Below are 23,717 nucleotides of genomic sequence, written 5' to 3'. Positions count from 1 at the left end.
CCAGGATCAAACTCTCAATTTAAAGTTTGTGACTCTTTATTTTTACTAGCGAATTGACTTCGCAAAATGTTTATTGCTCTCATCACTTAGATAAGAGACCCTGCACATTTGCTTATCGAAACTTTGTTCAGTTTTCAAAGACCTACTCAGTTGATACAATCAACATCAATATTTTAACATATTAGAAATTTCATGTCAACAACTTTTTTATTTTTATCCTGTCGCTTTTTTCAACGACTAGATTATTTTAACAAAAACCATTGAAATATGTCAACAATTTTTTATATCATTTTTTTGTGCTGTAACAAATCAGCTTTTATATAATATCATGTATCACAACTTTATGTCAACATAATTTTTAAATTATATTTTTTAACTGCTCCGTATCAGCAACTTTTATAGTATAGCAAGGAATGTATTTAAGCGTCAAGAACTTTTTTACTTTTTATGAAAATTCTTTTTACACCTTCAACTATCAATTACTTTCACCATTACAACTAGACATACTCCTTTGTACAAAAAATTGACGTACAGTTAACGACGCATGCGCTGTGATGCCTCCCCACCACTCACCCCTTCCAAACGTTCATATAAAATAGCTTTGCGACTTTGATCACCCATTTTTACGTATGACAAAAAAATGCTGCGACTACATAGCCACAGCATTGAAAAATATCTTAATTTTTTAGTTATTTTCGATCGGACGCATCGTTGGGAACAACAAGACATCACGGATCGAAGGTGCATCTGTCAACAACATCACCAAACGATCGATACCGATGCCTAGACCACCTGTAGGAGGCATACCATATTCCATGGCTTCGATATAGTCTTCATCGATACCTTCAGCTTCATCGTTACCAGCTTGACGTTCTTCCACTTGTGCTTCAAAACGTTCACGTTGATCGATCGGATCATTTAATTCAGTAAAGGCATTAGCATATTCGCTACCCAAAATAAACAATTCAAAACGATCAGTGAAGCGTGGATCTTTAACGTTCTTCTTAGCTAACGGTGAAATTTCAACTGGATGACCATAAACAAATGTTGGGTCAACGATCTTATCTTCACAGAATTGTTCGAAGAATTCGTTGATGATATGACCGACTTTCCAGTATTGTTCATAATGAACACCGTGCTCATCTGCTAAAGCCCGAGCTTGTTCTAAAGTCATTTCTTCCCAGAAATCGACACCAGTATATTCTTTGATGATATCGACCATGTGCACGCGCTTAAATGGCTTATCAAAATCAACATCTTTACCTTGATAGTTCACGATATTATTATTTGACACTACTGAAGCAGCAGCCTTGAAGATACCTTCAGTTTCATCCATAACGTCTTCAAAGTCAAAATATGCAGCATAAGATTCAAGCATTGTAAATTCTGGGTTATGGCGTGTATCGATACCTTCATTTCTAAAGACACGACCGATCTCATATACACGTTCCATCCCGCCAACGATCAAACGCTTCAAGTGCAATTCAAGTGCGATCCGAAGATATAATTCGATATCTAAAGCATTGTGGTGAGTGATAAATGGACGTGCAGCAGCACCACCAGCTTGTGTATGTAACACTGGTGTTTCTACTTCCAAGAAGCCTTCGCCGTCTAAATAGCGACGAATAGCTGAAATGATCCGGCTACGGTTTACAAAACGATCGTAACTTTCTTTGTTAGAGATCAGATCCAAATAACGTTGACGATAGATCTGTTCTACGTCTTGAAGACCATGCCATTTGTCTGGTAACGGACGCAAAGCTTTGGATAAGAAAGTCAATTCTGTCACTTTGATCGTCAATTCGCCCATATCTGTCTTGATAACGTGACCCTTGATACCTAAGAAATCACCAAGATCTGAGCGTTTGAAGATATGGTACATATCTTCGCCTACTTCATCTTTACGGATATAAAGTTGCATTCTGCCAGTACGGTCTTGTAGATCAGCAAAGCCTACCTTACCTTTACCACGCTTAGCTACCATACGTCCAGCGATCGTCGCTGTGATCTCCAAGCCATTTAATTCATCTTTATCCATTTCACCATACTTATCATGCAAGTCTTGGTTCATTGAATCACGTTCAAACCGATGACCAAAAGGATCGATACCTTCTGCGCGCAATTCTTGCATCTTTTCACGACGTACACGCAATTGGTCATTCATGTTTTGTTGGTTACCCATTTAAAAATCCTCGCCTTTCTTTAGAGTGTGAGAAAAGGTGATGCCTTTTCGAACACGTTTCATCTTTACTATTTTTTAATTATAGCATACTCAAAAGTCATAATTAACGCCGAATTGGTTGAGCGATCATGTCAGCCAAGAAATTATCAAAGATCTCTTGCATTTCTTGCTCTGTATCAGCCGAATTCAAAGCTGCTTTGGTCCTTGCTGAACGTGGGATCCCTTTAAGATAGTAAGCTGCTTGCGATCTAAACTCTTTTGGTCCCACAACTTCACCTTTAGCTTCAACTAAACGATGCAAATGCTCTTTAGCAACTGCGATCTTTTCAGCTGGTTTTGGTTCTTCTAACAATTCACCAGTCTCTAGATAATGTGTCGTTTGCTTAACGATCCATGGGTTCCCTAAAGCCGCCCGACCGATCATCACAGCGTTTGCTCCAACTTCATCTAACATCGTCTTAGCATCTTTAGGCGTGCGGACATCCCCATTACCGATAAATGGGATCTTCGTCAACTTGTTAGCTACTTCATGCAATAACTCCCAGTCTGCATGACCTGAGTAAAGTTGTTTTCTTGTCCGCCCATGCATCGCTAACGCACTGGCCCCAGCTTCTTGCGCTGCCAACGCATTTTCGACTGCCAAAATGTGATCCTCATCCCAACCAGTCCGCATTTTTACGGTAACTGGTTTTTCAACTGATGACGAAACTGCTTTGACCATCTCATATACTTTATCAGGATCAAGCAACCATCTTGCCCCAGCATCGGTCTTAGTGACCTTTGGCACAGGACACCCCATATTGATGTCAATAATATCAGTATTTGTGTTTTCAGCCACAAATTGTGCTGCTTCGACTAAAGTTTCCTTGCTCCCACCAAAGATCTGCACACTTGCTGGATGTTCACTTGGATCGACAAATAACATCTCAAGTGTCTTTTTGTTGCGGAAATGGATCCCTTTATCTGAGATCATTTCACATACGACCATCCCTGCACCAAATTCCTTACAGATCATCCGAAAGGCCACATTGGTCACCCCAGCCATTGGGGCTACCACAACTTGGTTTGGGATCGTGATATCTCCAATTTTCCATTCCATGGATCAATTTCACCTCATAAAATCATTCTTTACTTCGTTTGTAGATAATAGCACACTTTTATTTAAACGACTACTTTTCTTTTGCATTTTTTGCGATCTCACGCAATTGATCTTCTGAAAAATGGTATTTTCGATTACAAAAATGACATAAGGCAGTCGCACCATGATCTTCTTTGATCATCTCTTCAATGTCAGCTTCAGGTAAGCTTGCCATTGCTTTTGCAAAACGGTCTTTAGAGCAATCACATTCATACGCTACCGGCTTTTTATCCAAGATCTCAACATTTTCTTTGTCAAATAATTTGACTAAAATATCTTCTGGGGTCAAACCTTCACGCATCATTTCCGAAACTAGCGGTAAGTCTTTTAAACGTTCTTCTAATTTAGTCAAAACTTCATCCGTTGCTCCTGGCATAACTTGGATCAAAAAGCCCCCAGCTGTTTGGATAGTATTATCATCATTGACAAAAACTGACAAGCCAACGGCTGATGGGATCTGTTCGGACTTAGCTAAGTAATACGTAAAATCTTCACCCAATTCACCCGAAACTAGCGGTACTTGTCCAGTAAATGGTTCCTTTAAACCAAGATCTTTAGTGACCGATAGGAAACCTGTCGTTCCAACTGCACCTTTAACATCGATCTTGTGCTTATCGTTCAACGGTAAATGGATATGTGGATGTTGAACATAGCCTTTCACTGTTCCATTAGCATTACCATCAACGACGATCGCCCCCAGTGGTCCATCCCCATTAACTTTCACTGTCATCTTGCCTTCACCCTTTAATGAAGCTTCCGATAATAGCAAAGTTGCGACTAAGGTCCGACCTAAAGCTGCAGAAGCTGCACTCCAAGTATCGTGATATTCTTGTGCTTTTCGAACTGTTTTAGTCGCATCGACCGCATACGCACGTAATTGCCCATCATAGGCTAAACTTTTAACTAAATAATCAGACATTTAATTCACCTATTCCTTTATATTTTTCAACAAACAAGGAGGAAGCAAGCGGGCGGCACATAGGCCAACTTACTTCCTCCTATTAAAATTTATTCCACCACTCGCTCAAAGACTAATCTTTATCCGAGTCTGTGTCTTTTTTATCCTTTTTTGGATAGAAGACTGTGGTTTTATTTTTATCAGCAGTTGCATCTTTTTCACTTGGGAAAGATGTTGTTTTATCGGCTGCTTTGTTTTCACGTTTAGCAGCTTCTTTACGTTCCAAAGCTTCTTTTGATTCTTCAAAAGTCGTGGCTGTTGCTTTTTCACTTGGGAACTCATCTTCATTTTGCGCAGGCATCTTGCCTGTCTTATACAAGCTCAAAATTTGCTTTTCATCGAGTGTCTCGTATTCAAGCAAGGCTTTTGCAATAACTTCATGCTGCTCTTTATGCTCTTCGATGATCTTCTTAGCTAAAGCCATACCTTCTTCAGATAAGCGTTTGACTTCTTCATCGATCGCATTAGCTGTATTGATCGAGAAGGCTGCTTGCCCAGGAACAGCATCTCCAGCAAACATACCACTTTGACCTTCATATTGGACAGGCCCTAATTGATCGCTCATCCCATATTCGGTCACCATTGCACGTGCCAATTGAGTTGCTTGTTGGAAATCATTGGAAGCTCCGGAGGATTGTTGCCCAAAGATAAGCTCTTCAGCAGCACGTCCCCCCATCAAGCCAGCAATTTGTTCTTGCATGTCTTTTTTGGAAAGCAACATTTGATCTTCTTTTGGTAACATGATCGCATAACCACCAGCACGACCACGTGGGACGATCGTAACTTTGTGAACGACCCGCGCATCGTTTAAGACCAGTCCAACGATCGTATGACCAGCTTCATGATAAGCCACGGTCTCGCGTTCTTTCTTACTGATGACGCGATCACGTTTGGCTGGACCTGCGATCACGCGATCTTCAGCTTCATCGATATCTGAAGCATCAATCGCTTTTTTGTTACGCCGAGCAGCTAATAAAGCAGCTTCGTTGAGTAAGTTTTCAAGGTCAGCCCCTACAAAGCCCGGTGTTTGCTTAGCGATCATCTTAAGATCAACATCTTTTGCAAGTGGCTTGTTCTTAGCATGCACTTTCAAGATCGCTTCACGCCCCTTAACGTCAGGCCGACCAACTAAGATCTTACGGTCAAAACGTCCCGGACGAAGCAAGGCTGGGTCTAAAACATCAGAACGGTTCGTAGCGGCCATCACGATGACACCTTCATCACCTTCGAAACCATCCATTTCAACTAACAATTGGTTCAAGGTCTGTTCACGTTCATCGTGACCGCCTCCCATACCATTGCCACGACGACGACCGACAGCATCGATCTCATCGATAAAGATGATGGCTGGCGCACTCTTCTTGGCATTTTCAAACAGATCACGCACACGACTAGCCCCGACACCGACAAACATTTCCACGAAGTCAGAACCAGAGATCGAGAAGAACGGCACTCCCGCTTCACCAGCGACTGCTTTGGCTAACAAGGTCTTACCAGTTCCGGGAGGTCCTTCGAGTAACACCCCTGATGGGATCCGTGCACCCAAAGAAAGGAATTTACGTGGATCACGCAAGAATTCGACTACTTCGACTAATTCTTGTTTTTCTTCTTCAGCCCCAGCTACATCAGAGAAGCGCACCTTGTTGTTCTTCTTTTCAACTGGCTTAGCTTTGGACTTACCAAAATTCATCACCCCACGACCATTGCCACCGCCTTGGCCAGCTTGTCCCATCATCATGTAGAAGAAGAAGATAAAGAAGACAAGTGGCAAGACATAGATCAAGAGTTGGACCCAGATACTGCTGGATTCCTCTTCTTTAGCGCCATATTTGACTTTATTCTTAGTAGCATAGCTTTCGATCTGCTTAACTAAGGTATCATTTGTCAACACATTGGTCGTAAAGGTCGACACTTTAGTAGAGGTACCCGCAATACCTGTTAGACCACCAGTCTTTTCCACATTAGCTGGCTTTTTGTAGGTACCTGTGATGCGGTAAGTACTACCTGCTGGTTGCATTGTGAAATCTTTGACATTGTTTTTCTTCAATTCGGTAATGAATTGGCTTGATTGAATCTGTTGTGATTGAGCACCGCCACGATTACCAACAAAGTAATAGAGCGCACCCATAATGCCAAGGAAGATCACAATGTAAAATAGACTATTCTTCATTAGTCCATTTTTGTTATTATTCATGGAGTTCCTCCTTTTAGGTAATTTTCATAAAATTTAAAGCTATCGAACCAATAATATCATATTTGACTAATATTGACTATTAATTGTTCTCGTAAACTTCTGGTTTTAAAATACCTACGTAAGGCAAGTTACGGTAATGTCCGATGTAGTCTAGACCATAGCCGACCACGAATTCATTTGGTACTTCAAAGCCAACATAATCTGGCACGACAGATTTCACCCGACGCTCAGGCTTATCTAATAAAGTACAGATCTTAACTGAAGCTGCATTTCTGTGCTTGAGCAACTCCACTAACCGTTCCAAAGTGCGACCGGTATCAATGATATCTTCGACGATCAAAATATGACGATCTTTGACAGAAACGTCTAAGTCCTTGATGATCTTAACTTCACCGGATGATTCAGTTGCATCACCATAGCTAGATACATCCATAAAATCAAGTTCGCAGTATGTATCGATCTCACGTACGATATCAGCCATAAATAAGACCGCACCCTTTAAAACGCAGATCACAAGTGGATTTTTATCCTTCATGTCGGCGGTGATCTGTGCCCCTAATTTTTGGGCAACTGCTTGAATATCTTCTTTGCTGTATAAAATTTCTTTGATGTCGTTATTCATCATCTTTTACCTCTCTTCGCAAAACTATTATGTAATGCATTTTAGCATTTACGAGCCGTGGTGACAAATCAGTTTTTTTCACTTTAACGACCCATAAAATGTTTCCATCCTTTGCTGCAACTAACCAAAGACGCTCACGTTTAGTTTTCTCTATTTTTCGGTCGATCAAGATCTGTTTTACTTTTTGAGTCCCGATCTTAGTTTTCATGCGATCGCCTGGCCGACGATGACGCAAAAGAAAGGGCGCCTCATCTTCAGAAACGCCCAAGACCTCATCGCCTGGTCTCGGGTGGTAGGCATTTTGAAAAAAGAGCCCGACCTTTTCTGTATTGGATATCCATTGCCACTCCCCTAATAACAGATATTGCTGAAAATTTAAGTTCTCGATCCGCAAAGGATGATCAGCGATCCAGAAATGACGGTATTCTTTGACCAAAAAATACCCTTGTCCCAGATTGAGTTGTCCTTGTGGCTTAGTGGTGTTATTTAGCAAGCGGTTGGCTTGAGCTACTTTTTTTTCCGATAACTCTAACTTATGCTGCCGGAAAAGTTGGCGTAAAAGCTGATTTTGCCATGGTGAAGTCAACGCTTGCCATTGTTCTAAGGCATAACTACCATCATATTGCTGTAATTTAGCCAATTTTTCTTTACTCGTTTCATTGGCTAAGGTAAGGACTTCACTTAACTGCGTAGCATAATTTTCCACATGCGCTAAAAATTGCGGATTTTCTTGCTTTAATTGGGGAATAACGTGATGTCGCAAGCGATTTCTCAAGTAATCATCTTGTTCATTAGTCTCATCCTCAAAGTAAGTGATGTTTTGTTCCTGGACCAGATGTAACAATTGTGCTTTGGTAAAGCCTAACAAAGGCCGGATCAACTCGGCATGAGCCCCAAACTTACGCCTTGCTTTGATCCCCGTCAATTGTGCTAAGTCGCCTCCACGCAATAATTTCATCAAAAAAGTCTCGGCTTGATCATCACCGTGATGTGCCGTCAATAAGTACTTGATCTGTTGTTTTTCTAGTATCGTTTCAAAAAATCCATACCGCATTTTACGGGCTTTTTCTTCCAACCCTGTTTGTGGATGCTTTTCTACAGCCCAAGTCTTTGTAAAAAGAGGATATCCATTTTCTTGGCAATACCGCTGAATAAACTCTGTCTCAGCCTTACTTTGGTCTCGTAATTGATGATCGACATACGCTACATTGATCTGCGGGCGTATTGCTACTGGCAAATGCGCTAACAGCCACAATAATGCCATCGAGTCCGCCCCAGTCGAGACTGCCACTAAGATCTTTTCTTTAGCTGAGATCTGTAAATTTTGCCACTGTAAGTCAAACTGCTGTTTTATTGCTTGCATAAAATGCCTCCTTTAAAGCACTAAAGGACCGTGACAAAATGCCACAGTCCTTTTATATATTAGCTACGACGACCACCACGGCCACCGCGCTTACCTTCCGTATTCCGTTTCAAAGAGGTCAAGCGTTCATCGCTTTCTTTTAAGAAACCTGCCAATAAAGAGTCGAAGTCTTTCTTTTTGTTTTCAGTTTTGCGAGGAGCAAATAAACGCCCCTTACCCGCATTACTGCTATTTCTGTGATTATTTCCCTTACCATTGTTCCGGAAGTCGCCTTCACGTTGGTTGCGCTCTTCTTTGGTATTTTTCCCAAAATCTTTTTGAACATTGTCACTTGCTTTTCTGATCGACAAACTGATCTTTCCATCTTCACCGACCGAAAGCACTTTGACCGTTACTTTATCCCCTACTGTCAACACATCATGGATATCTTTGACAAAATTATTTGAAACTTCACTGATATGCACCAAGCCAGTTTTTTTATCCCCTAAATCCACAAAAGCACCAAAATTAGTGATCCCTGATACTTTGCCGTTGACTTTTTCTCCGACTTCAATTGACATAAAAAAATTTTTCCTCCTAGAAAGTTCTAATAAAACACACCTAAGTATATCACGATACTAGTAGTTTAACCAAAAAAATTTATTTTTCTGAATCCAAGACACTTTTAGCCTTATCATCAGGCAAATTATAAATCGTTTCATTGTCGCGAGAATAGTAATATTTCTCACGGATCAGCTTCTCTAAATACTCATCGTCATTTAGCTGCTTTACCCGTAATTTCAAGCTAGAATTGTCTTTTTTTATCTTATCAAGTTTTTTTTGAGCAGTTGTCGTCTGTTGCTTGACCGTATGCGCTTGCCACAAGTTACGTCCGACTTGGACTAAACAAACAGCGGTCACGACTACCGCGATCACTGCAAACAAACGCATTATAACTTTGTGTTGCAAGTAACGCCGATTCTTGGCGACCATACGCTTTTTAGCAGCTGTTTTTTCCCGATAAAAATCATTATTTATGACCTTGATCTTTTGCTTATCTTCTTTCATCAGTTAGACCTCACCAAATCATCCAAAACCGTTACATATTTACGAAGATTATAACAAACTTGGTGTTAAAGATTCAATTTAGAGCCTAAGATCTTCTTTATATTCTTCACTGATGATCTCATACATACCTTTAGCCTCATCTTTTTTGGTCGTATCTTTTAATTCCAAAACTTTCAAAGTCAAAGTTTTATTTCCAAAATTGATCACTAAAGTGTCACCCGTTACAACATCACTAGCGGACTTAGCAACTTTGTCATTGATCGTGATCCGGCCTTGGTCGGCGATCTGTTTTGCCACACTGCGCCGTTTGATCACACGTGAAACTTTTAAATATTTATCTAATCTCATAAGATTCCCTCTTTTCTGATAATTTTTTGCCAAACTTTCAAGATCTTTTTGCCCCCTGGTAACATGAGCCATTCACGAACACTAAATAATTTGAACGCTAAGGCACAGCTCAAAAAGACCAATGCTCCTAAAAAGGCCCCTCCAAGTGACATGACGAGCGTATCGCTACGCTCATTACCGATAAAATGCATATAGCTCATGGTAAATATCCGCACACTGATCAGCATCACTGTGATCGCTAAGCCTAATTTGAGCCAAAAATGACCTTCGTTGAACAGCCCCTTGACGATCTCAGGACTAAATAGCAGGATGAAGACTAGCGCAAAGATCAAGCTAAGTACGGTCGCAACACTAGCTCCCATGATATTCATGCGCCCGACCAACCAGATATTTAGCACAAATTTTAGAACTAAAGCTCCCAGCAAACCGACCACCGTGATCAAAAACTGATTCAAACTCTGCAAGATCGAATTATAAGTCCCGATCAAAGTGATAAAGATCACGCTGACTACATAAACAGCCAATTCGGCACTCAAATCAGCATCCCCAAACAGCAAAGTGTTGATCTGTGGCATCAAAACGACCATCCCAAAGCAAGCTGCTACCGAGATCGCCGCACTGACACGCAACATAACTTGCGCGATCCGACGAAATTCGGCGTATTTACGCTTTTGCAACGCTTGACTCAATGTCGGTAGGAGCGTTGAAGAAAAACCGATCGCAAGGACCATTCCTAACTGTAGCAATGGTTGTGCACGATCATAGATACCTTTTAGATCCTTAGCCACAGCTACTGAGATCCCGTTGTGCAATAATCCGCGTACGAGCGTAAAAGAATCGATCAACTGCAACAAGACCATCGTTGAAGCAAACAAACAGATGATCAAGCCATCGCTAAAGAGTTTTTCGATCAGATAAAGGTAACTAAATTTAGGTGCGGTCGTTTTTTTGAAAAATTTTTTAGCATAAAATTTTATAAAACTAAAACAGGCAACTACTGCCCCTGCACTAGAAGCCAACATCGCAACGGCCCCCATCTGATATAAGGACCAGTCAAAAAGCGTAAAGGCCCATGCTGCTAAGATGATCATCCCGACTCGCATGAATTGCTCAGTCACCTGTGAAATAGCAGTCGGGAGCATATCAAACGTCCCTTGGTAATATCCTCGTCCGACTGCCAAAAATGGCATGAACAAAAACATCCAAGCTACACTTTTGATCAAAACTGTCAGCTGTGGATCCCCCATCAAAAGTGCAATAAATGGAGCAAATACCCGCAATCCGACAAAGATCGCACCCGAAAAAACGCACAAGATCAAAAATACCTGTTGAACTAAGCGCAATTTGGTCGCCTCATCGCGTTGTTCGGCAACTAATTTAGAAATGTAGACTGGAAAACCAGTCAAGGCAAAAGCAACACCGATCCCATAGATCGGATAGACCTGCTGATAGACATAAAAACCAGTATTTCCAACAATATTTTCAAAGGGGATCCGATAGACCGCACTTAAGATCTTAGCGATCAAAGACGCGATCGAAAGGATCAAAGCCCCTTTCATCGTCTTTTTGACTTGCTCATTTTTCATCTGCGTTTTCCTCGATCTGTGGTATGTTATCGATCTCAGCCATTAAATTAAAACATAATTTTTGTAGCTTAGCCAAGAGTTCTGATCGCTGTGCTGGTTGCAAGGTCAGCTTGATAGCTGTCTTTTTGTCGGTCGTTTCAAAGGTCGCATCTAATCCAGCTGCATCCAATGCTTTTAGCATCATCGGCGCATTGAATTTTTTCACCCCTACTGGCGCAAGATCCAACGTGATCTTATGTGCACTACTTTGGGTGATATTGGCTAACAATGCATGATCAGCATATAATTTCAACAACCCAACTTCTAGTAAATTAGCTACCTCAACTGGATATTCACCGAAACGATCGATGAGGTCTTCTTTGATCTCTTCATATTGTTCTTTATTTTCCAATTGGTGGATCCGCTTGTAAAGCTCGATCTTTTGGCGTGGATCTTCGATATAACTTTGTGGTAGGTAAGCTTCCAATGCCAGATCGATCTGGCAATCCGTGTGCAACTTAGGCTTTAAGCCACGTTTCTTTGCGACCGCTTCATTTAACATCTGCGTGTACAACTCATAGCCGACCGAATCGATAAAGCCATGTTGCTGCTTACCTAACAGATTCCCCGCACCGCGGATCGAGAGGTCACGCATCGCGATCTTAAAGCCTGAACCTAATTCAGTAAAATCCTTGATCGCTTCAAGGCGCTTTTCGCTCACTTCCGTTAAAACTTTATCAGGTTCATACATAAAATAAGCGTAAGCCACACGATTCGACCGTCCGACCCGTCCGCGTAATTGATAGAGCTGCGCTAAGCCCATTCGATCAGCATTTTCCACAAATAGCGTATTGGCGTTTGGGATGTCGACTCCAGTTTCAATGATCGTCGTTGTCACTAATACATCGTATTGGCCCGCGATAAAGTCCATCAAGATCCCTTCTAACTGAGTCTCTGTCATTTGACCGTGGATATAAGCGATCTTAGCTTCGGGCACTAAGCTCTGCAACTCGTCGACCTTTTTTTCAATATCATCGACTCGATTATGCAAGAAAAATACTTGCCCCCCACGTGCTATCTCGCGTTTGATCCCATCCACGATCACCCCGTAATTTTGTTCCATCACATAGGTCTGGATCGGATAACGATTCATCGGCGCAGTCTCGATCACTGATAGATCTCGCACACCTAACATCGACATATTTAACGTCCGTGGGATCGGAGTAGCTGTTAGTGTCAAAACATCGACAGTCGACTTGAGTTCTTTTAACCGCTCTTTATGTTTGACCCCGAAACGTTGTTCTTCATCGATGATCAATAAGCCTAGATCAGCAAATTTGACATCTTTAGACAACAAACGGTGTGTCCCAACAACGGCATCACACTCACCACTTTTTAGCTTAGCCAAAGTTTCATCAACTTGTTTTTTAGTACTAAACCGCGATAAAACACCGATATTGACGGGAAAGCCTTCAAAACGTGCCTGCATCGTTTCAAAATGTTGTTGCGCTAAAACTGTTGTCGGAGCTAAAAAAGCGACTTGCTTTCCGTCTTCGATCGCCTTAAAGGCTGCCCGTAAAGCAACTTCAGTCTTACCATAACCCACATCCCCGATCAACAAGCGATCCATCGGGCGTTCTCTTTGCATATCGGCTTTGATCTCTTTTGCACTCCGCAACTGATCAGGTGTTTCTGAAAAAGGAAAAGCGGCTTCAAATTCGCGTTGGTAACTATCATCTGGTGGAAAGGCATGCCCCTTATTAGATTCACGTTGCGCATACAATTCGACCAGTTCATCGGCGATATCTTCGATCTTAGCAGCAACTTTGCTCTTGGTCTTGGCCCATTTGTTACTACCTAACTTGTTGATCTTCGGGGTCTTACCTTCAGCTGACACATATTTTTGGATCCGATCGAGCTGGGAAACCGGGATAAAAAGCTGTGCATCTTCTTGATAGACGATCGTCATATAGTCTTGGTGTTTTCCACCGACTTCTAAAGTTTGCATTCCCATGAAACGCCCGATCCCATGATTGACATGAACGATATAATCGCCTTTCTTTAAGTCAGTATAGCTCTTCAAACGTTCTGCGTTGCTCATCGTTTGGCGTTTAGGTCGTTTGCGTGAACGTTTAGCAAAGAGTTCTTGTTCGGTCAAAACGACTAATTTTAATTCTGGCAATTCAAACCCACTATTCAACTGACCTAAAGCGATCTGCACTTGACCGACCCGAATGTCATCGACTGATCCTAGTAAAGAAGTGATCCCAAAATCAGCTAACGTTTGATGAAGTTTTTCTTGGCGTTCTTTAGTCCCGACAAGCAAGATAACAGTTTGACCACTTTCTTTCCAGCGCAATGCTTCAGCTTTTAGCAGTGGCATTTGGCCAAAGAACTGTTGGACCATGCGAGCTTTGATATCTAAATGCTGCACAAAACGCATCCGTCCCATCCCCTTAGGAAAGGCAGCTAAAAAGTTTTTGGGCTGTTTGAGCTTTTTTTCTAAAGAACTCAATTCGTGTCCTAAAACAGTATTAGCAAGTAATTGTTGTTTTTCCAACTGCTCAACGATCCAGTTTTGTTCTTCTTGAACTAATTGTTTTTCTTTTTCGCGTAAACGAGGATAATCATCAAAAAACACCTCACCATTTGCGGCTAAATAATCGAATAGACTCAGCTTTTCAGGATAGATGTATTCAACTAAACTCAGATCTTTAGCACTCAATTCTCCCTTTAAAAAGGCATCGACCTTAGCTGAAAAATTCTTATCCAGTTGTTCTTTTGTTTCTTTAGATAGATCAGTAGAAGCTTTTTTAACAGCTTCATCTAGAGCTAACGCAGCTTTTTTTAAACGTTCCTTATCAAAAATAAGGTCGGTCGCTGGTAAGATCTGCACCTGTTCAATATTTTTCAAGCTGCGCTGATCGGCTGCATCAAAAGTTCGCAACGAATCTAACTGGGTATCAAAAAAATCTGCTCGGAGCGGATCTGACATATCTAAAGGAAAAATATCTAAGATCGAACCCCGCAGTGCAAAGTCGCCTGGCCGTTCAACTTGCTTTTGACGTGTATAGCCCATTTGGCCTAATAACTGCACCAGTTTCGCTAATTCATAGTCTTGGCCAACGACCAACTCTAACTGGCTCTTTTGCCAAAGTTTGACTGGAGGTAAAAAGCGCCGTAGACCAGACATTGAAGTCACGATCAGCTTTTTTTCCTGCTTGGCTAAAGCGTCCAGCGCTAAGACACGTTGTGCTTTAAACTCGGGTGAACTCGTTGCCATTTCTGATGCTAGCATCTCTTCGACAGGAAACAACAAAACATCAGCTGGATCTAAGAGATTTTCAAGATCATCAGCTAACTGTTGTGCCCGATACAAGTCATCACATACGATCAACTTTGAGCCTGCATTTTCTAAGAACAGCTCAGCCAAAAAAAGCGTCTTAGCTGATCCGGTCAGTCCCGTGATCAAATGACGTCCTGGTTCTTTTTGTGACCACTCTTTGACTTCTGGAAGACTATGGAAGGCTTCCTTTAGTTTCATCTTCATGGCGTATCCTTTCTTACTTGTTACGGTTGAATTTATTCATCACTTGCGCAAAATCATCGGTCTTGACCCACTCTTCTAACGCCGCTACCGCATCAGCTACTCCTAGATCAAAGTTTTTTCGTTGTTCTGGAGTGAAGCGTCCTAAGACCCAATCAACGACTTTAGTTTGCTTAGGATGATCGATCCCCACACGTAACCGATCGAATCGTTGGGTGCCTAAATGAGCGATCAGACTCTTGATCCCGTTATGCCCACCAGCTGAGCCCTTTTGACGCAACCGTAAACGACCACAATCAAGGTCCATATCATCATAGACTATGATCACATCATCAAGATCTAAATCATAGTAATCCATGATCTGGCGAACTGCGCGTCCCGATTCATTCATATAAGTAGTCGGTTTAGCCAACAAAACTTTTTTCCCCCCGACCATTCCATCAGCTAGTTGAGCGTCAAATTTTTCCTTATTAAAGGAAAGACCATTCACATCTGCAAAGCGATCAACGATCATAAAGCCCGTATTATGACGGGTATTTTCATATTGACGGCCAATATTACCTAATCCTACGATCAATTTCATCTTTAAATTCAAAACCTTTCACATATAAAAGAAAATTTACCTTACCAAAAAAAATGCACACTGTTCAAACCGTACTTGGGCACAGTTAAGCGTACATCTAACATTGAAGCGCCTAAAAAGACGCTTCTAACAATTGATTTAATTTCACTAAGTATACCACACTTTGCGATTTCTACTGAAAAAAACTTATAAACTCTTGAAAACTTTGCGCCATTTACTGAAAAACATGTTATACTTATGTTGTATCAATTAAGTTACTTAAGAAAGGATGAATTACTGTGTCAAAAACACAAAATCATCAAAAAGTTATTTTAGTCGGTGACGGTGCTGTTGGTTCTAGCTATGCTTACGCTATGGCTTTACAAGGTATCGCTGAAGAATTTGGTATCGTGGACGTTGTCAAAGAACGTACAGAAGGTGACGCTCTTGACTTGATCGATGCTACAGGTTACACATATCCTAAGAAGATCTACTCTGCAGAATACTCTGACTGCAAAGACGCAGACTTAGTAGTTATCACTGCAGGTGCTCCTCAAAAGCCTGGTGAAACTCGCCTTGACCTTGTTAACAAGAACTTACGCATCTTGTCTTCTATCGTTAAGCCTATCGTTGATTCTGGCTTCCAAGGTGTCTTCTTAGTTGCTGCTAACCCAGTTGATATCTTGACATACGCTACATGGAAGTTCTCTGGCTTCCCAACAGAACGCGTTTTAGGTTCAGGTACATCCTTGGATACAGCACGTCTTCGTGTTGCTATGGCCGACCTTACAGGCATCAAAGACCCACGTTCTATGCACGCATACATCATGGGTGAACACGGTGACTCTGAATTTGCTGCTTACTCATCAGCAACTATCGGTGGTGTGCCATTCTTAGAATGGGCTAAAGCTAACGATGTTTCACAAGAAACACTTGACAAGATGGAAGACGATGTCCGCAACAAAGCTTACGAGATCATCAACCGCAAAGGTGCTACATTCTACGGTGTTGCAGCTGCGCTTGCTCGTATCTCAAAAGCTATCTTACGTGACGAAGATACAGTCTTACCTGTTTCAGCTTATCTAGATGGTCAATACGGCTTGAATGATATCTACATCGGTACACCAGCCGTTGTTAATGCTGAAGGTATCAAGCAAGTTGTTGAAGTTCCTTTGAACGAAAAAGAATTGAAACAAATGCAAGAATCTGCTAAGACTTTGAAAGAAGTTCTTGCAAATGGCTTAAAGAGCTTAGAAGACTAATCTCTTAGCATTTTTCTCAAAGCAGTCGAGGTCCTTTCCTTGACTGCTTTTTTTATACTCTAATTAAACACTAGTCCCTAAAACATGACTTAGTGATTTTTTATGATACATTTCAGTAGCCCAGTGGTCACTCCTAGCTCTAAAATGGTTTCATACACAAATAGCTATGCCCGTAAGTTCCTTTCCTATGGTACACTAGTCTAGAGGAAAGGTGTGAATAAAATGTTTAAAACACAGATCAATGCAGATGTGCCGATCAACGAAGGTTCAGGACAGATCGTTACCGAGTTACCATTTGTTCCCCATAAAGGTGATTTTATCATGGTCGGCGATGAACAAACTCAATGGGAAGTTGTCAGCAGCACCTTTATCGTGCATGATAAATTCCATCCTAAAAAAGACTTTGTCGATCTCGTCGTGAAAGTAAAACAAGTTTGATTTTTTGAGGCTGGTCTTGACCGGCCTTTTTGCTTGAAATTGAACATTTTGCAAAATTTTGGACATTTATTCAATTTTTAGCTTCCATTACTTGTTTTTTATGTTATTATGTATTAGGATATTATGAAAACAAAATGAAAGCCGAGGAGATATTTATGCTACTGAAAACATTGATCAAGCCTAAAAAAGATCTCGTTACAGTTAAAGAAGATATCACATTGGAAGAAGCCCTAACAGTGCTCGAAGATTCCGGTTACCGTTGTGTACCGATCTTGGATGAAACTGGTAAGATCTTCCGAGGAAATATCTATAAGATGCATATTTACCGCCACAAATCTCGTGGAGGTGATATGAGCTTACCCGTGACCCATTTGTTAAAGAATGCTAACAAGTTTATCCCGATCGATTCAGCCTTCTTTAATGTATTTTTCTCGATCAAAGACCTTCCATATATCACAGTTTTAGATGAAAATAATTTCTTCTATGGTATCTTGACACATACGCGTTTGTTAGATATGTTGACCCAATCTTGGAATTTTAATGTTGGTAGCTATGTTTTGACTGTTGTCTCCTCAGGTGAACGCGGTGATCTAGTCGATATGGCTAAGATCATCACTAAATACACTTCGATCGCAAGTTGTATCACACTTGATGTGCAACAAGGAGAATTAGTCCGCCGTACATTATTTACCCTCCCATCCGACGTTTCACATGAGAAATTGGAACGGATCGTGGCGAGCTTAGAGCGTAAGAATTTCAAGGTCCCTGAGATCGAAGACTTACAAGCCTAACACCTTTATCCCCCTACTTATCATCAAGTGGGGGGATATTTCTTATCACTAAAGTTATGTAACAACTTACAGTGAGTATGTTAAAATGTTTATAACTATACCTCTTAACGAAAGGAATGAGCCATATTGGCCGAAAGACTTTATACGACTCAAGAGCTTGCCGATAGTATCGGTGTCAGTCGGTCAACGATCTATCGCTTTTTAAAAGTCAATCAGATCCAACCAGTTGAAATAAATGGACGCTCTAAACTTTACAGCAAAGACACCTTAAAACAAGCAAGACGCGAATTGCTTTTACCAAGTACTAGCAAAAAAACTACCCTTGCGACTGAAGCTAAACACCTTGACCAATTACAGCATCAACTCGAATTGATCAACGAACAGTTACAAGAAAAAGACCGCCAGATCGCAGAATTACACCAACTGATCGACCATCAACAAAAATTGACCCTCTCCGCCACTAAACAGTTAAATGATCTGTTAGCCCTACAAGAGACCGATCCTGAGGCCATCAAGATCGCGGCGGCTGAAGTTCAACGCCAATTACCCGAAAATAGCCAAGCCCAACAGATCCTATATCCGACCCAAGGTGTCAGCTATAAAACGACTAATGCGATCAGCACTGAAGAAAAAAAGCCTAAAAAACGTGGCTTCTTTAGCTGGTTTCGACGAAATAAGCGCAGTTAGGCATGAAACAAAAGAAAACCTTTTTAGCACTCATCGCTTCATTTAATCTTGCGGCTAACTACGCTCATCCGATCACCCCAGCTTACTTCAAGCTACTTGGACTCGATAGTGCCATGTTTGGCTATGCTTTTTCCGTGATGTCTTTAGGGATGTTTCTTGGCTCACCTTTCTTTGGAAAGTTAGCTGAGAGTTTTCAATCTAAAGTCTTGATGGCTTGGGGATGCTTAGGTTACTCATTAGCCCAAGTCCTCTTTGCGATCGGACACACCCCTGCACTCATCTTATGGGGGCGCTTATTGGCAGGATTTGCCTGTGGAGCCTTTTTTGTTGGGGCTTTGAATTATATCGCCAATACTTCCACTACTAAAGAACGGGGAGCAAACTTGACCTTAAATGCTGCCGTTCAAACAGTTTTTGGCGCTCTGGGCTATTTTGTCGGCGGGATGCTTGGGACATACGATCTTTATTGGGCCTTTGCGCTACAGATCGGGCAACTCTTTTTCACAGGTGTCGCCTTTTATCTACTCTTAGGTCCAGATCTTACCGCAAAAAAAGCCCCAGACCTCAAAGAAGCTGTCCGCAGTTTGAATTTTTTTAGCAACTTTTCAACTAAAGATACTCAGCTCTCACAGGCACTTTGGATCTTATTAGGCGTTTCAGCTCTAACATTTTTAGGTTATACTTCCTTTGATCAAAGCTTCAACTATTACTTAAAAGATGTTTTTGATCTCGCAACGAGCTATAATGGTAGCTTTAAAGGGGCGGTCGGACTGATATCACTTATAGCTACGATGACGTTAGGAATGTATTTAGTCAAACAAACTGATCTCAACAAAAGTACGACTATTATTTTGTTCATCTGTGCTTTCTTTATGGGATCGGTCTGCCTAGCCCCCGGTTTGACCAGTTTTTTTGCCTTAAATCTGATCTTTTACGGTTTTTATGCTATCAGTGTGCCGATGGTCCAAGATCTGATCACAAAACAAGCTACGCCAACAACACAAGGGACCGTTCTTGGCTTTTACCAAGCTTCACAATCATTTGGTCGGATCATCGGAGCCTTTGTTGCTGGGCTTTTATATGATGTCACTGTTTTAGGCCCATTCATTCTAGGTAGTCTTGCTTTTCTAATTGCAGCTATCGGTGTTAAAATATATCAAAAATAGCAGTATGTCCATGTCTGGGCACACTGCTATCTTATTATCAAGAGGTGTTATTATGATCCGTGAAATCAATCACGACCCTAAATTCTTAAGTCAAAAAGCTGTTCTTGCTACTCCAAAAGACGATCAGATCGTCGCTGATCTACTCGATACTTTGCAAGCTAATCAAGCACGTTGCGTTGGCATGGCAGCCAACATGATCGGCGAAAATAAACAGATCATCGTCTGTCAGATGGGGCCACTAGCTTTTCCGATGTTAAATCCTAAGATCATCAAAAAAGCTCGGCCCTATAAAACAACAGAAGGCTGTCTCTCACTTACAACGACAACAGAGACGACGCGCTATGACCTGATCACAGTCCAATACTTTGATCGGACCTTCGCTAAACAAAAACAAGAATTCCAAGGTTTCATCGCACAGATCATCCAACATGAGATCGACCACCTAAATGGGATCTTGATCTAGTTTTTAGCTTGATTCTTAGCTGAAAAGACTGGAAATTTACTTGAATCACCATAATCTAAAGACTTTACGTGTTTCAAAGTATCCATATCAGCTTTAGAGATCACAAAATCAACTTTGGCATTATCTGCCATGTGTTTAGGATCAGCCGTTTTAGGCAAGGGTACTGTGCCTAGTTGTAAAGCATATCGAATACAAAGTTGCGGGATACTTACGTTATATTTAGCGGCCAACTGTTCGATCGTCTTGTCTTCAAAAGCCTTACCATGTGCGATCGGTGAATAAGCTTCAACTAAGATATCCTGTTTTTGACAATGATCTAATAACTCAAAAGGTGTATTGCCTGCATGTACTAATACTTGATCGACCATTGGCATGATCTCACCATTTTCGATCAGATTTTCTAAATCGCTTTGTAAGAAATTAGATACTCCGATCGCACGCACTTTACCAGCGCGATAAGCATCTTCCAGCGCACACCAAGCTTCTAGGTTACCTTCATAAAATGGATCTTGTCCGCGGAAATCTTGCCACGGTTGAGGACTGTGGATCAACATCAGATCAAGATAGTCCAAGCCCATTTTACTCAACGTTTCATCGATCGCACGTGTGGCTATCGTATAATCTTTGATCTCAGCGGCTAACTTAGATGTTACGAAAAGATCTTCACGTGCGACCCCACAAGTAGCGATCCCTTTGCCTACGCCACGTTCATTTCCATAGGCTTGGGCTGTATCAAAATGTCGATAACCGATATTTACCGCTTCGTTGACTGCTAAAGCAACATCTTGGTCATCGATAAACCATGTCCCTAAACCCAACTTAGGGATCTTGACTCCATTACTCAATGTATACGTTTCGTCTAAAATCATTTTCCTGCCTCCATTTTTATAGCTATCTTTAGTTTAGGCTTTAGGGCTGAAAATGTTAAATACTTAGTCTGTATGCTACCTTATTTCATTTTTGTATACTAGAAAGGAAATCCACATATGATCACGATCGGTGCTACTACTTGGAGCGAACACAAGGCTTTGATCACAGAAGACCGCCCTGTCACACTGGCAGAGTATGCGGCAAATTTTCCTGTTGTTGAAGTCGATACTTTCTTCTATGGGATCCCCCGGATAAGTACCGTCAAAAATTGGCAAGCTCAAGTCCCACCAACATTTCATTTCGTTGTTAAAGCTCACCGTTCGATGACGGGCCATATCGATAAAAAAGCTAATTTGACCGAATTGAAAGAGACTTTTACCAACTTCAAGCTTGCGGTAGGACCACTGGTGGAGACTGGTCAATTGAAGACCGTCTTATTTCAATTTCCACCATACTTTATCCCCACGAAAAAAAGCATCAACTATCTACGCCAGATCAGAGCCTGGTTACCTGAGCTACCGCTATGCTTAGAATTTCGCAATCAAGCTTGGTATCAGCCTAATGCGCTCCAGTCATTAGTTGCTTTTTGTCGCCAAGAGCAATTTACTTTAACAGCGGCAGATGAACCTCATCAAACTGAGGGTTCTGTGCCATTTTATCCAGTGGTAACGACGCTTGACTTGATGTTTTGGCGTTTACACGGACGTAATCAACAAGGCTGGCTCAAAAAAGGTCCCAATTGGCGTAAGGAACGAACTCTTTATCGCTACGACCATTCTGAACTTGAGCAGTTCAAGCAAACTCTAGTCGGCCTGCAAAATGAGGTCAAAGAGATCTGCATCATCTTTAACAATAATTCCGCAGGCGATGCGGTCCCAAATGCTCTCGCCTTAAAGGAGCTGTTAGGGATCGATTTTGACGGATTAGGACCACCACCGCCGATCCAATTGGATCTGATCTAACTAAAAAAGATAGCCTTATTGTGGCTATCTTTTTTAGCATTTAACGTAATGTAAGTCTACGATCCCGTTATAAGTCTTTGTTTGAAGTAACTTTAAATTTTGAGATGGAGCTACTTGCTCAAAAAGCCTGATCCCATCACCTAAAATGATCGGCATGATAGACAGATAATACTCATCTATCAGATCACTTTGCAGTGCTTGCTTGACTAAATTAGTTCCACCACATAACCAGATCTTTTTACCCGCTTGTTGTTGCAAGCGTTCGATCAACTCTGGTAACGCTTCTTTTAAAAAACTTATCTCTGGTCGAGTTTTGATCTCTCGATGTGTCAGGACATAAGTTTGCATCCCAGAATATGGCCAATTATCCGGTGAAAGTTGCGTACTTACCTGTTCATAGGTCTTATATCCCATTATCACCGTATCAACATCTTGGATAAACTCACTATACACATCAGGCATCGGCTGATCAGCTACTTGACCACCCAACCAGTCGACACTACCTTCCTTATCTGCGATATATCCATCTAAACTTTGCGCGATAAATAAACTAACTTTACGCAATTCAACTTTCCTCCGTTTTTGATATAGCACTACTGCTCACACTCTGTCTAAACGTGTTTCCAAAAGCAACGCCGTATGGATAATTCTCCCCAGCTATGATGCAAAATACACATCTCCGCTGGGGTGCATTATCCATACGGCACTACCCGCTTTTGCTCACACTCTGTCTAGATATATCTTCTTTAGATCTGCTACTTGTGATTTGGTCAAGGCTAATTCATTGTGTAAATAATTTTCTAACGAGCCATATTCACGTTGCATCACTTTCATCGCAGTATCTAAATATGTCTCATCGACCGAACCTAGTGCACGCAGATTAGTCAAATAGATTTCTTGGCCCGTCTTTGGTAATTGGCGCTTGGCTAATTGCTTTTCTTGCCAAGGGGCTAAATACTTGTTTGAAGCTAAATAATCACGTTTGATCGTCGCTTCATCGACCCCTAATGCCGTCAAAAGATAGATCGCACCCATCCCTGTACGGTCCTTACCCGCTGAACAGTGGAAAAGTACAGAACGACCTTCATCACTATTTTCTAACAAGACATCAAAGAAATGCCGATACGCTTTCTTCGCACTGTCAGTCAATACGATATCATGGTAAGCTCGTAACATATTGTTGAAACCAGCTTGGGGATCGGTAAAAAATTGCTTTGCTCGCTGATCTTTAGCTGTACTCTTGGTCTCATCTTCTGGAAATACCGGGGCAAAATGGTAAGTCGCACCCGTTGGAACCTTATCTGGTGCATTTTCTTGTTCTTCCGATGAACGGAAGTCTACATCATGACGCAAACCATAATCCGCTAAAAACTTCATGTCTTTAGGCGATAAATTACCTAAAGATGCGGCACGGATCACCTTATTTGTCTTTATCTGATGTCCATCCTTAGTCTGATAGCCACCAAGATCTCTAAAATTGACTCCCTGCTCTAGTGGTAATAAAACTGGCATGCTTTCACCTTCCTAATTGTCTTTACTGCCACTATACTTT

Annotated in this window: 22 protein-coding genes; 7 read left to right on the top strand and 15 right to left on the bottom strand. The window is 41.4% G+C overall.

Features of this window, described 5'->3' with window-relative positions:
• Nucleotides 1–685 precede the first annotated feature (685 nt).
• From lysS to pth, 12 genes are all read right to left on the bottom strand, one after another.
• Nucleotides 686–2,182 (bottom strand): lysine--tRNA ligase, encoded by a 1,497-nt coding sequence (lysS, locus tag Q9Q35_RS03830; RefSeq protein WP_004050100.1) that lies wholly within the window; start codon nt 2,180–2,182, stop codon nt 686–688.
• 103 nt (nt 2,183–2,285) lie between these two features.
• Nucleotides 2,286–3,281 carry a tRNA dihydrouridine synthase DusB gene (dusB, locus tag Q9Q35_RS03825; RefSeq protein WP_304652216.1) on the bottom strand — a complete coding sequence of 332 codons (996 nt, stop codon included), beginning with the start codon at nt 3,279–3,281 and terminating at the stop codon, nt 2,286–2,288.
• A gap of 70 nt (nt 3,282–3,351) precedes the next feature.
• Nucleotides 3,352–4,239 (bottom strand): Hsp33 family molecular chaperone HslO, encoded by an 888-nt coding sequence (gene hslO, locus Q9Q35_RS03820; protein WP_304652215.1) that lies wholly within the window; start codon nt 4,237–4,239, stop codon nt 3,352–3,354.
• Nucleotides 4,240–4,351: 112 nt separating this feature from the next.
• Complete coding sequence (gene ftsH, locus Q9Q35_RS03815) at nt 4,352–6,472, bottom strand: ATP-dependent zinc metalloprotease FtsH (protein WP_304652214.1); 2,121 nt, start codon at nt 6,470–6,472, stop codon at nt 4,352–4,354.
• 79 nt (nt 6,473–6,551) lie between these two features.
• Entirely contained in the window at nt 6,552–7,094 is a 543-nt protein-coding gene (hpt, locus tag Q9Q35_RS03810) for a hypoxanthine phosphoribosyltransferase (RefSeq protein WP_289189617.1), read from the bottom strand.
• Nucleotides 7,087–8,457 carry a tRNA lysidine(34) synthetase TilS gene (gene tilS, locus Q9Q35_RS03805; RefSeq protein ID WP_304652213.1) on the bottom strand — a complete coding sequence of 457 codons (1,371 nt, stop codon included), beginning with the start codon at nt 8,455–8,457 and terminating at the stop codon, nt 7,087–7,089. Before tilS ends, hpt begins: the two co-directional genes overlap by 8 nt.
• A gap of 59 nt (nt 8,458–8,516) precedes the next feature.
• Nucleotides 8,517–9,017: a S1 domain-containing RNA-binding protein gene (locus Q9Q35_RS03800; RefSeq protein WP_304652212.1), complete on the bottom strand. Its 501-nt coding sequence runs from the start codon at nt 9,015–9,017 to the stop codon at nt 8,517–8,519.
• Between the two features lie 79 nt (nt 9,018–9,096).
• Entirely contained in the window at nt 9,097–9,504 is a 408-nt protein-coding gene (locus tag Q9Q35_RS03795; RefSeq protein ID WP_304652211.1) for a septum formation initiator family protein, read from the bottom strand.
• A gap of 78 nt (nt 9,505–9,582) precedes the next feature.
• Nucleotides 9,583–9,852: an RNA-binding S4 domain-containing protein gene (locus tag Q9Q35_RS03790; RefSeq protein ID WP_304652210.1), complete on the bottom strand. Its 270-nt coding sequence runs from the start codon at nt 9,850–9,852 to the stop codon at nt 9,583–9,585.
• Entirely contained in the window at nt 9,849–11,438 is a 1,590-nt protein-coding gene (locus Q9Q35_RS03785; RefSeq protein WP_304652209.1) for a polysaccharide biosynthesis protein, read from the bottom strand. Before Q9Q35_RS03785 ends, Q9Q35_RS03790 begins: the two co-directional genes overlap by 4 nt.
• Nucleotides 11,428–14,961: a transcription-repair coupling factor gene (gene mfd, locus Q9Q35_RS03780; protein ID WP_304652217.1), complete on the bottom strand. Its 3,534-nt coding sequence runs from the start codon at nt 14,959–14,961 to the stop codon at nt 11,428–11,430. Before mfd ends, Q9Q35_RS03785 begins: the two co-directional genes overlap by 11 nt.
• Before the next feature lie 19 nt (nt 14,962–14,980).
• Nucleotides 14,981–15,547, bottom strand: a complete 567-nt coding sequence (gene pth / locus Q9Q35_RS03775; RefSeq protein WP_304652208.1) for an aminoacyl-tRNA hydrolase — start codon at nt 15,545–15,547, stop codon at nt 14,981–14,983.
• 278 nt (nt 15,548–15,825) lie between these two features.
• Here pth and Q9Q35_RS03770 point away from each other — a divergent pair, with 278 nt between their 5' ends.
• The 6 genes from Q9Q35_RS03770 to Q9Q35_RS03745 all read left to right on the top strand — a co-directional run bounded on the left by Q9Q35_RS03770 (nt 15,826) and on the right by Q9Q35_RS03745 (nt 20,333).
• Nucleotides 15,826–16,788, top strand: coding sequence for an L-lactate dehydrogenase (locus Q9Q35_RS03770; protein ID WP_304652207.1), 963 nt, complete (start codon nt 15,826–15,828; stop codon nt 16,786–16,788).
• 222 nt (nt 16,789–17,010) lie between these two features.
• Nucleotides 17,011–17,226 (top strand): hypothetical protein, encoded by a 216-nt coding sequence (locus tag Q9Q35_RS03765; protein WP_004050072.1) that lies wholly within the window; start codon nt 17,011–17,013, stop codon nt 17,224–17,226.
• Between the two features lie 155 nt (nt 17,227–17,381).
• Nucleotides 17,382–18,017, top strand: a complete 636-nt coding sequence (gene cbpA, locus Q9Q35_RS03760; protein WP_004050070.1) for a cyclic di-AMP binding protein CbpA — start codon at nt 17,382–17,384, stop codon at nt 18,015–18,017.
• A gap of 126 nt (nt 18,018–18,143) precedes the next feature.
• A complete protein-coding gene (locus Q9Q35_RS03755; RefSeq protein WP_304652206.1) occupies nt 18,144–18,704 on the top strand; it encodes a DUF536 domain-containing protein in 561 nt (186 codons plus the stop codon).
• Nucleotides 18,705–18,706: 2 nt separating this feature from the next.
• The gene (locus Q9Q35_RS03750; RefSeq protein WP_304652205.1) at nt 18,707–19,870 is read left to right on the top strand and encodes an MFS transporter; all 1,164 of its coding nucleotides are present in this window, start codon (nt 18,707–18,709) and stop codon (nt 19,868–19,870) included.
• A 52-nt stretch (nt 19,871–19,922) separates the two neighbouring features.
• Nucleotides 19,923–20,333 carry a peptide deformylase gene (locus Q9Q35_RS03745; protein ID WP_304652204.1) on the top strand — a complete coding sequence of 137 codons (411 nt, stop codon included), beginning with the start codon at nt 19,923–19,925 and terminating at the stop codon, nt 20,331–20,333.
• Here Q9Q35_RS03745 and Q9Q35_RS03740 read toward each other — a convergent pair.
• Nucleotides 20,330–21,202: an aldo/keto reductase gene (locus Q9Q35_RS03740; RefSeq protein ID WP_304652203.1), complete on the bottom strand. Its 873-nt coding sequence runs from the start codon at nt 21,200–21,202 to the stop codon at nt 20,330–20,332. The genes Q9Q35_RS03745 and Q9Q35_RS03740 overlap by 4 nt on opposite strands.
• A gap of 117 nt (nt 21,203–21,319) precedes the next feature.
• Between Q9Q35_RS03740 and Q9Q35_RS03735 the strand changes: the two genes are divergently transcribed.
• A complete protein-coding gene (locus Q9Q35_RS03735; protein WP_304652202.1) occupies nt 21,320–22,165 on the top strand; it encodes a DUF72 domain-containing protein in 846 nt (281 codons plus the stop codon).
• 33 nt (nt 22,166–22,198) lie between these two features.
• Here the strand turns inward: Q9Q35_RS03735 and Q9Q35_RS03730 are convergent, their stop codons facing one another.
• Both Q9Q35_RS03730 and Q9Q35_RS03725 read right to left on the bottom strand, forming a co-directional pair.
• On the bottom strand, nt 22,199–22,729 hold the full coding sequence (locus Q9Q35_RS03730) for a dihydrofolate reductase family protein (RefSeq protein WP_304652201.1): 531 nt from the start codon (nt 22,727–22,729) through the stop codon (nt 22,199–22,201).
• A 156-nt stretch (nt 22,730–22,885) separates the two neighbouring features.
• A complete protein-coding gene (locus tag Q9Q35_RS03725) occupies nt 22,886–23,677 on the bottom strand; it encodes a tyrosine-protein phosphatase (protein ID WP_304652200.1) in 792 nt (263 codons plus the stop codon).
• Nucleotides 23,678–23,717 lie beyond the last annotated feature (40 nt).

It is taken from the genome of uncultured Ligilactobacillus sp. (assembly GCF_948826705.1).
Lineage (GTDB): Bacteria > Bacillota > Bacilli > Lactobacillales > Lactobacillaceae > Ligilactobacillus.
Note: the sequence above shows the minus strand (reverse complement) of the source record. Positions and strands in the feature narration are given on the sequence as shown.

Excerpts from the sequence above, each read along its gene's own strand:
- lysS (WP_004050100.1), bottom strand. The coding sequence starts at position 2,182 with ATGGGTAACCAACAAAACATGAATGACCAATTGCGTGTACGTCGTGAA.
- dusB (WP_304652216.1), bottom strand. The coding sequence starts at position 3,281 with ATGGAATGGAAAATTGGAGATATCACGATCCCAAACCAAGTTGTGGTA.
- hslO (WP_304652215.1), bottom strand. The coding sequence starts at position 4,239 with ATGTCTGATTATTTAGTTAAAAGTTTAGCCTATGATGGGCAATTACGT.
- ftsH (WP_304652214.1), bottom strand. The coding sequence starts at position 6,472 with ATGAATAATAACAAAAATGGACTAATGAAGAATAGTCTATTTTACATT.
- hpt (WP_289189617.1), bottom strand. The coding sequence starts at position 7,094 with ATGAATAACGACATCAAAGAAATTTTATACAGCAAAGAAGATATTCAA.
- tilS (WP_304652213.1), bottom strand. The coding sequence starts at position 8,457 with ATGCAAGCAATAAAACAGCAGTTTGACTTACAGTGGCAAAATTTACAG.
- Q9Q35_RS03800 (WP_304652212.1), bottom strand. The coding sequence starts at position 9,017 with ATGTCAATTGAAGTCGGAGAAAAAGTCAACGGCAAAGTATCAGGGATC.
- Q9Q35_RS03795 (WP_304652211.1), bottom strand. The coding sequence starts at position 9,504 with ATGAAAGAAGATAAGCAAAAGATCAAGGTCATAAATAATGATTTTTAT.
- Q9Q35_RS03790 (WP_304652210.1), bottom strand. The coding sequence starts at position 9,852 with ATGAGATTAGATAAATATTTAAAAGTTTCACGTGTGATCAAACGGCGC.
- Q9Q35_RS03785 (WP_304652209.1), bottom strand. The coding sequence starts at position 11,438 with ATGAAAAATGAGCAAGTCAAAAAGACGATGAAAGGGGCTTTGATCCTT.
- mfd (WP_304652217.1), bottom strand. The coding sequence starts at position 14,961 with ATGAAACTAAAGGAAGCCTTCCATAGTCTTCCAGAAGTCAAAGAGTGG.
- pth (WP_304652208.1), bottom strand. The coding sequence starts at position 15,547 with ATGAAATTGATCGTAGGATTAGGTAATATTGGCCGTCAATATGAAAAT.
- Q9Q35_RS03765 (WP_004050072.1), top strand. The coding sequence starts at position 17,011 with ATGTTTAAAACACAGATCAATGCAGATGTGCCGATCAACGAAGGTTCA.
- cbpA (WP_004050070.1), top strand. The coding sequence starts at position 17,382 with ATGCTACTGAAAACATTGATCAAGCCTAAAAAAGATCTCGTTACAGTT.
- Q9Q35_RS03750 (WP_304652205.1), top strand. The coding sequence starts at position 18,707 with ATGAAACAAAAGAAAACCTTTTTAGCACTCATCGCTTCATTTAATCTT.
- Q9Q35_RS03745 (WP_304652204.1), top strand. The coding sequence starts at position 19,923 with ATGATCCGTGAAATCAATCACGACCCTAAATTCTTAAGTCAAAAAGCT.
- Q9Q35_RS03740 (WP_304652203.1), bottom strand. The coding sequence starts at position 21,202 with ATGATTTTAGACGAAACGTATACATTGAGTAATGGAGTCAAGATCCCT.
- Q9Q35_RS03735 (WP_304652202.1), top strand. The coding sequence starts at position 21,320 with ATGATCACGATCGGTGCTACTACTTGGAGCGAACACAAGGCTTTGATC.
- Q9Q35_RS03725 (WP_304652200.1), bottom strand. The coding sequence starts at position 23,677 with ATGCCAGTTTTATTACCACTAGAGCAGGGAGTCAATTTTAGAGATCTT.